Genomic DNA, 8,469 nt, shown 5'->3' with positions numbered 1-8,469 from the left:
AAGAGCGTCGGCTCTTGTATGTGGCGATGACGCGCGCGAAGGAATCGCTGCAATTGGTCGTGCCTCAGCGGTTTTACGTGCATCAGCAAACGGGAATGGGCGATCGCCACGTGTACGGCACGCGCAGCCGTTTCGTCTCCGACACGATGTTGCCGCTGTACGAAATTCTCCCGAAGCCGCGCGAGGGCGAGGTGCTGCGGGGGCCGGTGGGCGACGTGGCGGTGCACATCGACGTCGCTCGCAAGCTTCGCAACGCGTGGTCTTGAGCACAAGGTTCGCGAACCAGGCACCCAGATGGCTTTTCGAGCGGGCGGCGCTGTTCGCGTGCGCCCCGGCGGCCACGCATCGTCAGGTCGTCGCCAGCTTGTCGCCGGGCGCGCATCAGGTATAGTCGCCGCATCGGCGGCGGTGCAGCGCTTACTGCCGCCATGTAAGTTTCGCAAAGCTTTGTCGAGACGGATGCGGGGGAACGCGAATGCAATGGCTGGTGAACCAAATGACGTTGATGCCGACGGGGCTGTTGCTTGTCAGCATGGCCATCGGCACAGCGCTGCTCGCCGTGGCCGTCGCGTGGCTGGCGCGTGTCTGGCTGTTCGATCGATTAGCCGATCCGTCCGAGGTGCGCGGCACGGTATCCGATGTCGTCCACGGTAGCCTGCTCGCATTCATCGTTTTCGTGCTCGCCCATGTGTTGACCGACGTGCGCGCCAACCTCGGCCATGCGGACGATCAGGCGCTGCGCGAGGCGTCGGTGGTCCGACGTCTCGATCGAGAACTCAAGGCGGTTGGCGACAGCGACGCGCAGGCGGCGCGTGTGTTGCTGCGCAGCTACGTGACGTCCGCCGTCACCGACGAATGGAAGACGTTGAGCACCGCCGACCCGGATCTGTCGCCCGTGACCGAAGCGGCATTGACGGCGTTTGTCGGGGCTACGCGTCGGGTGGTCGCGAAACACGAGGACAGCGCCAGTTCGATCCGGACCTTGCTCGATCGGTTGGAGGAGGCCCGCCAAGGACGTTTCGAAAACTCGACGAAAACCGTGCCCGACGTGTTCTGGTGGGTCATCGCGCTCTTCATGCTGGCGGCGATGGCGATGAACGGCCGGTATCCGGGCTCGTGGAAAAGTAATTTCATCATCGCGATCCACATGGGCGCGATCGGAATGGTCATCGCGTTGATCGTCAACCTCGATGAGCCGTTCCGTGGCGCTTCGGGCATCTCGCCCGCGCCGCTCGCGAAATCGGTTGGGATCGCGGTGCCGCGCTGACGCGGAACTTCAACGAGCATTTTTTGCCCGACCGTATCCGGTTGTGGTCAGCAGGAGAAGAGAACGATGGTATCGAATATGTCCGCGCCGTCGGCCGAATCCACGCCGGAAATCGAGGCGTTCCGCCCGGGCGTCTACCGTCATTACAAAGGCAATTGTTATCTCGCGCTAGGTGTCGCCCGCGCCGATGAGACCGATGAGCCGGTGGTCGTCTATACGCGGCTGTACCCGCGCGAAGGGCTACCCATGAGCACCCGTCTGTTGCGCATCTGGAATGAACCGGTGGAGACGGACAGCGGTTCGGTGCCGCGCTTCACGTACATCGGCCACACGACGCCTGCTGCCTGAGCCACGGCGCCTCGCTCGCTTTGCGACGCCCGCGGCAAATCACATGAACAACTGGCATTTCGCCCTTATCAGGACACCCCCTCATGACGCTGCGCCCCCCGATGTCCCATCACACCATTGACGCTTCGCGCTCCCGCCCGGCAACGGTCGACAGGCAAGCGCTCCGCATCCCCGACGTGGGGGACGCGACATTGGCGTCGAAACCCGCCCCGCGCAATCTGCGCCGGTGGTGGGCCTTGTTCGCCATTCTCCCGTTCGTGACGTCGGTGTCAGGGTGCGGATTGATGGCTGCCCCCTGCCGGGTGGCGTCGGCGGGGCTGAAGATCATTCCGGGGGTTGGGGGCGTGCTGGCCACGCCGACGGACGCGTGTGCGGCCGCTATCGACTGAGCGCGCTGGGTCATGACCGCGCCGGACGGTCGAGCGAATTCCGGCCGCGCAAAAAAAGAAAGCCCGCGAATGGCGGGCTTAATCCATATCAGGAGGAGACATGGAGGAGACGAGTTCAGTATAGGACGCTGTGTTGCGACGCACCATATGTAATTTTACGTAGTTACCCGCATGTTGCACATATGCAACACAAAATAACAACAATAAAATCAGCTACTTATCGCTGCCCTCCATCAGTCTCTCTCTGCTTTTTCGACTCCAAATTTCGAGGCATCCTTCTAATTATTGTGCGTGCGCACGCTTTCTCGTCGACATGAGGTCGAGGACGAATGGCACCGAATCGCGCAGCGACGGATTGACGGTCGCATCGTGATCGAGCCCTTCGTACGTACGCACCAGGGTGGTGGTTCCCGCTTGGGCCACATCGCGCGCAAACGCTTGTTGCATGATGACCGGCACGTCGATGTCGTTCATGCCCATGCCGATGAACACGGGATGCTTGATATGCAGCGTCGGGTAGCGCAGTGACGGCGTCTGGTTGTCGAGCAGCTTCTGGATATCCGGCTGCATGCTGTTGCCCGCATTCAGGCCGGCGGCCGTGGAGTGATCGGTCAGTTCGTCGATGCAAAGCGTGCGGGCTTCGTTCAGTACAGGCAACGCCTGCGGTGAGAAGTAGCGCGACGCCTGCATCGTCGGATCGCGGTCGGCTGCCGACAGGAACAGGTACATCGCGTACGGAATCTTCGGATCCGGCGCGCCCGGATCGGGTTGGCTCGCGAACAGCATGGCGGCCGACGTCTGCGCGTTGAAATACGGCGTGCCCGTGAGCACGGTTGCGATCACTTTGACGTCAGGCGCGTATTGCGGCTGATAACCGGCGGCCGAGAACGCCGCGTGCGCGCCCTGCGATTGCCCGACGAGGACGACGCGGTTCTGCAACGGGAAGACGCTGCGTGCCGCCAGCAGGCTGTCGAGCACGCTGTAGGCTTGCGCACGCGAATTCAGATAATGGTGCAGCCCGGGCGAGCCCAGACCCGCGTAATCGGGGGCCACGATCGCGAAGCCGAGTGAGAGCCATGTGCCCAGATATTGCATGTCGCGCTGGCTGCGCACATTGAGCGACGGCGCGCACGCGCTGGCGACGCCCACCGTACCGTGCGCCCACACAACGACCGGCCAGCCACCGGGCGGTGTCGGTCCTTTGGGAAGGAAGACGGCACCCGTGTCTTCTCGCGCTTCAGTGCCACCCACGCCATCGATGGAGCTGTAACGAATGCGGAATTGCTCGCCGGCTTCGGGCAAGCCGTGGTCGGCATCGAGCGGCTGCCGGTCGACGATAGCCCCGTGTGGAAGTGTGGCGGGCGCGGTTTCGGGCGTGATCGCGTGGGCCGCGCGGCCGATGACCAGACTGGCAAACAGGGCGGCGCTGATAAAGCGCCACAGGCGATGGAACATACTGAACTGTCCTCGTATTGAGTTGTGCTTCTGAAGCATGCGTGAGTGAAGCTCACGCGTCGCCCGCGGACCTGCTGCCATTGCCTTGCGTCGTATCCATGACGTTACGCCGTCGCCATTCAGATGTCTCGGGCGTTTCGGTGTTCCGTCGGCCGTGCTAGGGCCGATTTTCCTGCGATTGTGCGACGCTCGCCTGATCGGCGGCGTCCTGCCACGCGCGACGCGCCCGGCGCATGCGACGCAGCGCGAGCGACGACATCGTGATCCAGCCGAACGGACGCGGGTCGACAAGCATGCTCACGGCACGCGCGTAATCGAGCACCAGGCCCGGCGTCCACGCCATCGTCTCGGCCCGCTTGCGCAGTTGCGCGGCGACCCACAACTCGGGCGTGAGCCACAGACGTACGAACGTCCACCAGCCGGCATCCGCCCCGCCGGGCAGTTGACCCACGCGGCCTTCGATTGCGGCCTCGAGCGCCTTGGCCACACTGCTCGAGCAGTTGCGGTGCGTGAGGTTATAGGTGGCGTCCTGACGGTAAGCCTGCCAGAACGTGCCTAGCTGACGCGGGCTGTAATTGCGAATACGCACCTTGACGGTGGACGCGCACCAGGCCTTCGATTCCGTTGCATAGTCCGGCTGGAACACGCCGGGGACGTCATTCTCGCGCGTGGCGCGCAGCAGTTGCCCGAATTGATCCGGAGAACGGTCGATTTCCTTGGCGGGATACAGACTCACATACACGCCTTCGTGACTCTCCAGCGCGGCGTGACCCGTCGAGATCACACCATTCCCGTCGACGGCGGCGATATAACGATCGATGACCGGGTGACGGCGCGCCGGGGCCTTGGACGAGCCCGATGGCGTCCAGACGTGCACCGTCAACGCGGGTTCGCCGTCGGCGGGTGGGCCCTCCCAGCGCGGTGCGCGGGGACGATTCCTCCACAAGCCGCGTTTGTCGCTGGGGCTGCCGAGAACCTGCTCGACGCGGAAGTCGCGGCGCAGGCGCCGCGCGCGCATGGCGAGGACCAATAAGTTCCACCCGGTGAACGCGAGCCCCAGCCCGATGGCGTAGGGCAAGGTGCCCTTGTAGTGCGTCGGATACGGCTGATAAAAGAAGATCGCCACGGCAATCTCGACCAATCCCCCCGCCGTGGCCCACATCCAGCGCGGATACCGCACGACATAGGCCGCCACGCATTGCAGCAGCCCATCGGCGAGGAATAGCGTACCGAACAACATCGACAGCCAGAAGTTACCGTGCTGTTGATGAAAGAAGAGCACCAGCAACGCGGCGAGGGTAAAGGTGCCGCCCTTGAGTGCGCGCACGATGCGCTGGCCGCCAACGCCAATGCTGACGATGGCCAGCGTCGCCAGGCCTTCGAGCAGCAGCAGCCAGGCGAACACGTTGAGCGGGAAGTGCACCACCCCGTCGAGGGCATCGACGATCAGCGCCAGCCCGAAAGCGAAGAAAATCGCCCCGATCCAAATCAGGGCGAGGGCGCGGCGGCGCAAGTAATCGACGCCGAGCAACAGCAATATCAAGCGTACCAACGCAGGGTCTCCATCGCATGCGCCTGTCCGCGAGACGGGACACGGCGCGCACCCCGAATGCGTGACGATTGGGGATGTGGCTGATTTTGACGCTATCTTAGCGCGTGAACCGTGACAGACCAAAAACAAAGGCGGCGCGCTCCTTTCAGGGCGCGCCGCCTGTTGTGGCGGGCGATACTCGCAGCGCCCCGAGGGGCACGGCGAGTGTTGGCCGAGTCAGTCCTTCTTGCTTTCGAGCTGCGGCAGGGCGTCGCCGCTCGATGCGGTGAGCAGACCGGCCTTGGCATAGGTCATGAGCTTCTCGCGCGTGTCGACGATGTCGAGCGTGCGCATCGTGAGCTGGCCGATACGGTCGAGCGGCGTGAACACCGAGTCACCCTTTTCCATCGTCAGACGCTCGGGCTTGTACGTCAGGTTCGGCGACGTCGTGTTGAGCAGCGAGTAATCGTTGCCGCGACGCAGCTCGACGGTCACTTCGCCGGTCACGGCACGCGCCACCCAGCGCTGTGCCGACTCGCGCAGCATGATGGCTTGCGGGTCGAACCAGCGGCCCTGATACAGCAGACGGCCCAGACGGCGGCCATTCTCGCGATATTGCTCGATGGTGTCTTCGTTGTGGATGCCGGTGACCAGACGTTCGTACGCGATGAACAGCAACGCGAGGCCCGGGGCTTCATAGATGCCACGGCTCTTGGCTTCGATGATGCGGTTCTCGATCTGATCGCTCATGCCCAGGCCGTGACGGCCGCCGATGCGATTGGCTTCCTCGAACAACTCGACGGCGCTTGCGAACGTCTTGCCATTGAGTGCCACCGGCTGGCCTTCTTCGAAGCGCACGGTGACTTCTTCGGCCTTGATCGCGCAGTCGTCGCGCCAGAACGGCACGCCCATGATCGGCTGCACGATCTTGATGCCCGAATTCAGATGCTCGAGGTCCTTGGCTTCGTGCGTCGCCCCCAGCATGTTCGAGTCCGTCGAATAGGCCTTCTCGACCGACATCTTGTAATCGAAGCCGTTGGCGATCAGGAATTCCGACATTTCCTTGCGGCCGCCCAGTTCGTCGATGAACGTCTGGTCGAGCCACGGCTTGTAAATTTGCAGGCCCGGGTTGGTCAAGAGACCGTAGCGGTAGAAGCGCTCGATGTCATTGCCCTTGTACGTGCTGCCATCGCCCCAGATATTGACGTCATCTTCCTTCATTGCCGCGACGAGCATCGTGCCCGTGACGGCGCGGCCGATCGGCGTGGTGTTGAAGTACGTGACGCCGGCGGTCGAGATGTGGAACGCGCCCGATTGCAGGGCGGCGATGCCCTCGGCCACGAGTTGCGCACGGCAGTCGATCAGACGGGCGTTCTCGGCGCCGTAACCCATGGCGCGGCGCGGGATTTCGTCATAGTCGGGTTCGTCCGGCTGACCCAGATTGGCCGTGTAAGCGTACGGAATCGCGCCCTTTTGGCGCATCCAAAGCAGCGCAGCGCTGGTGTCGAGACCGCCCGAAAAGGCGATGCCGACCCGTTGTCCCGTGGGAATGTGTTGCAGAATCGTGGTCATCGGCGTGGAAAAGCTGGGTTTTTAACCTGTCAAGTATCCCCGTCCGGGCTATGGATGGTCAAGTCTGACGGCCGATTCCCGTGCGTCGGGACGCCAAACATTGCGCAAAAGGTCACCATTGAGTACCGGCCACGCTACATGCGGACGACAGGAAATCGGAAAACGCGCGAATCACGAGCGATGCCTGTCGATGCTGCGGATAGACCACGTGGATCGCCGACGGGGCGGGCGCGAACGCGTCGAGGACCGTGACCAGCCGCCCACTCAGCAAGGCGGGCGCCACGATGAACACCGGCAGCCACGTGATGCCGAGCCCGGCCACGGCGGCGTCACGTGCCAGTTCGCCATTGTTCACGCGCAGGCGACCGGTCACCGGAATTTCGACCGGATGACCGTCTCGCGTGTACGTCCAGCTCACGCGCTGGCTATGCCCATAGGGCAGCAGGGCGTGCTCGCGCAGCGCTTCCGGCGTTTGCGGCGCATCGTGCGCCTCCAGATACCGCGGGCTGGCGCAGGTCACCATGCGCATGGGCGCGACCGCCCGGCCGATCAGCGACGAATCGGCCAGTGCACCGATGCGCACCGCCACGTCGTAGCCTTCGCCGATGATGTCGACGGTGCGGTCGTTGAGTTCCAGCTCGATGGTGACGTCCGGATAGGTCGTGAGAAACGACGGAATGACCGACCCGAGAAACATCGTGCCGAATGACATGGGGGCGGAGACCCGCAGATTGCCACGCGGGCGCTCCCCTTGACTGCTCACGGCGAGGTTGGCCGCCTCCACGTCGTCGAGAATGCGCCGCGCGCGCTCGTAATAGACGCGGCCGAGGTCCGTGACCGCGAGTCGCCGCGTCGTCCGCAACAACAAACGCACGCCAAGCGCCTGCTCCAGCGACGAGATACGGCGGCTCACGAACTGTTTCGATAGGCTGAGCTTCGCCGCCGCGCCCGTGAAGCTCATGGCATCGACCGCAGTGACGAAGATCCGCATGTCGTCGAGTAAATCCATCCGCAAGCTCCCAGTCATAAGAAGATCCAGGTGACAACGAGGGGATTCGCCCCAGCATTGTCACCCGGTAGCCGACAATCTTAGCCGAGATGGCGCGCGACTGACCTATCGAAGCGCCAATCGCAGTCCCAGCAGGATCGCGGCCGTGCCTGCGACGGCGAGCGCCGTGGGACGATGGCCGAAGATGCCCCAGTCGAGCAGCGCCGTCACTACGGGCACCAGATAGAACAGGCTGGTGACGGTGACGAGATTGCCCGTGGCGATCATGCGGTAGAGCAGCAGCGTCGCGCCGACCGAAATCACGAGCGCCATATAGAGCAGCGGCAGCCAGAAACCGAGCGACGCGTCGACGTGCCACGGTTGCGTGGGCACGACGAGCAACGCCAGCGCGAACCCGACCGCGTATTGCAGCGGCAGTACGTCGAGCGGCGTTTGTCGCGAGCCTTTCTGCGCGAGGGTACCCAGCGTCATGCACGCCAGCGCGGCCAGCGCCCACAGCGAGCCCGCCGCCGACAACCGCGCCGACATCAGGCTTTGCGCGACGACCAGTGCGAGACCGGCGAGAGCGAGCGCAAGTCCGGTGAGACGTCGCGCGCTATGCGCCCGCTCCAGCGCCACCAGCGTGAGAATCGGCTGCACGCCCAGCACCGTGGCGAGTGCGCCGGGCGTGACGCCGTGCGAGAGCGCCAGCAGGTACGCCGCCTGATAGCCGCCAATGAGCAGCACACCGGTGCCCGCCACCTGCCACCGGGTGTTCGCGGCCGGCCACCATTGACGGCGCGTCAGTGCGATGAGTGTGAGCGCAGCCAGCGCCACCCCCAGTCGAATGACGAGAAACGCAAACGCCGACGCATGCGCCAGCCCCCATTTGGCAGCCAGTGCGCCGCCGCTCCAAAGC

The 8,469-nt window shown here is 64.0% G+C and carries 8 protein-coding genes and 1 pseudogene; 4 read left to right on the top strand and 5 right to left on the bottom strand.

Annotated elements, in window-relative coordinates:
• The 4 genes and pseudogenes from A985_RS28785 to A985_RS29905 all read left to right on the top strand — a co-directional run.
• Positions 1 to 266, top strand: a pseudogene (locus A985_RS28785) (ATP-dependent helicase); the annotation flags it as partial.
• A gap of 230 nt (positions 267 to 496) precedes the next feature.
• Positions 497 to 1,267 carry a DUF4239 domain-containing protein gene (locus A985_RS0122955; protein WP_157211562.1) on the top strand — a complete coding sequence of 257 codons (771 nt, stop codon included), beginning with the start codon at positions 497 to 499 and terminating at the stop codon, positions 1,265 to 1,267.
• Between the two features lie 66 nt (positions 1,268 to 1,333).
• Positions 1,334 to 1,615, top strand: a complete 282-nt coding sequence (locus tag A985_RS0122950; protein WP_017235721.1) for a DUF1653 domain-containing protein — start codon at positions 1,334 to 1,336, stop codon at positions 1,613 to 1,615.
• Between the two features lie 218 nt (positions 1,616 to 1,833).
• Positions 1,834 to 2,004 carry a DUF6726 family protein gene (locus A985_RS29905; protein WP_315973487.1) on the top strand — a complete coding sequence of 57 codons (171 nt, stop codon included), beginning with the start codon at positions 1,834 to 1,836 and terminating at the stop codon, positions 2,002 to 2,004.
• Positions 2,005 to 2,286: 282 nt separating this feature from the next.
• On the opposite strand, the gene A985_RS0122940 is transcribed toward A985_RS29905, so the two are convergent.
• The 5 genes from A985_RS0122940 to A985_RS26750 all read right to left on the bottom strand — a co-directional run.
• Positions 2,287 to 3,459, bottom strand: coding sequence for an alpha/beta fold hydrolase (locus A985_RS0122940; protein WP_017235719.1), 1,173 nt, complete (start codon positions 3,457 to 3,459; stop codon positions 2,287 to 2,289).
• A gap of 157 nt (positions 3,460 to 3,616) precedes the next feature.
• A complete protein-coding gene (locus tag A985_RS0122935; RefSeq protein ID WP_017235718.1) occupies positions 3,617 to 5,011 on the bottom strand; it encodes an HdeD family acid-resistance protein in 1,395 nt (464 codons plus the stop codon).
• A gap of 216 nt (positions 5,012 to 5,227) precedes the next feature.
• The gene (gene argG, locus A985_RS0122930) at positions 5,228 to 6,562 is read right to left on the bottom strand and encodes an argininosuccinate synthase (protein WP_017235717.1); all 1,335 of its coding nucleotides are present in this window, start codon (positions 6,560 to 6,562) and stop codon (positions 5,228 to 5,230) included.
• Positions 6,563 to 6,674: 112 nt separating this feature from the next.
• The gene (locus tag A985_RS0122925) at positions 6,675 to 7,571 is read right to left on the bottom strand and encodes a LysR family transcriptional regulator (protein ID WP_017235716.1); all 897 of its coding nucleotides are present in this window, start codon (positions 7,569 to 7,571) and stop codon (positions 6,675 to 6,677) included.
• Between the two features lie 105 nt (positions 7,572 to 7,676).
• On the bottom strand, positions 7,677 to 8,469 hold a 793-nt coding region (locus A985_RS26750; protein ID WP_039830759.1), incomplete at its 5' end, for a DMT family transporter.

This window comes from Pandoraea sp. B-6, from assembly GCF_000282835.1.
Lineage (GTDB): Bacteria > Pseudomonadota > Gammaproteobacteria > Burkholderiales > Burkholderiaceae > Pandoraea > Pandoraea cepalis.
The sequence above is the reverse complement of the archived record's forward strand: the minus strand, read 5'-3'. Positions and strand labels throughout refer to the sequence as shown.

Excerpts from the sequence above, each read along its gene's own strand:
- A985_RS0122940 (WP_017235719.1), bottom strand. The coding sequence starts at position 3,459 with ATGTTCCATCGCCTGTGGCGCTTTATCAGCGCCGCCCTGTTTGCCAGT.
- A985_RS0122950 (WP_017235721.1), top strand. The coding sequence starts at position 1,334 with ATGGTATCGAATATGTCCGCGCCGTCGGCCGAATCCACGCCGGAAATC.
- A985_RS0122955 (WP_157211562.1), top strand. The coding sequence starts at position 497 with ATGACGTTGATGCCGACGGGGCTGTTGCTTGTCAGCATGGCCATCGGC.
- argG (WP_017235717.1), bottom strand. The coding sequence starts at position 6,562 with ATGACCACGATTCTGCAACACATTCCCACGGGACAACGGGTCGGCATC.
- A985_RS0122925 (WP_017235716.1), bottom strand. The coding sequence starts at position 7,571 with ATGGATTTACTCGACGACATGCGGATCTTCGTCACTGCGGTCGATGCC.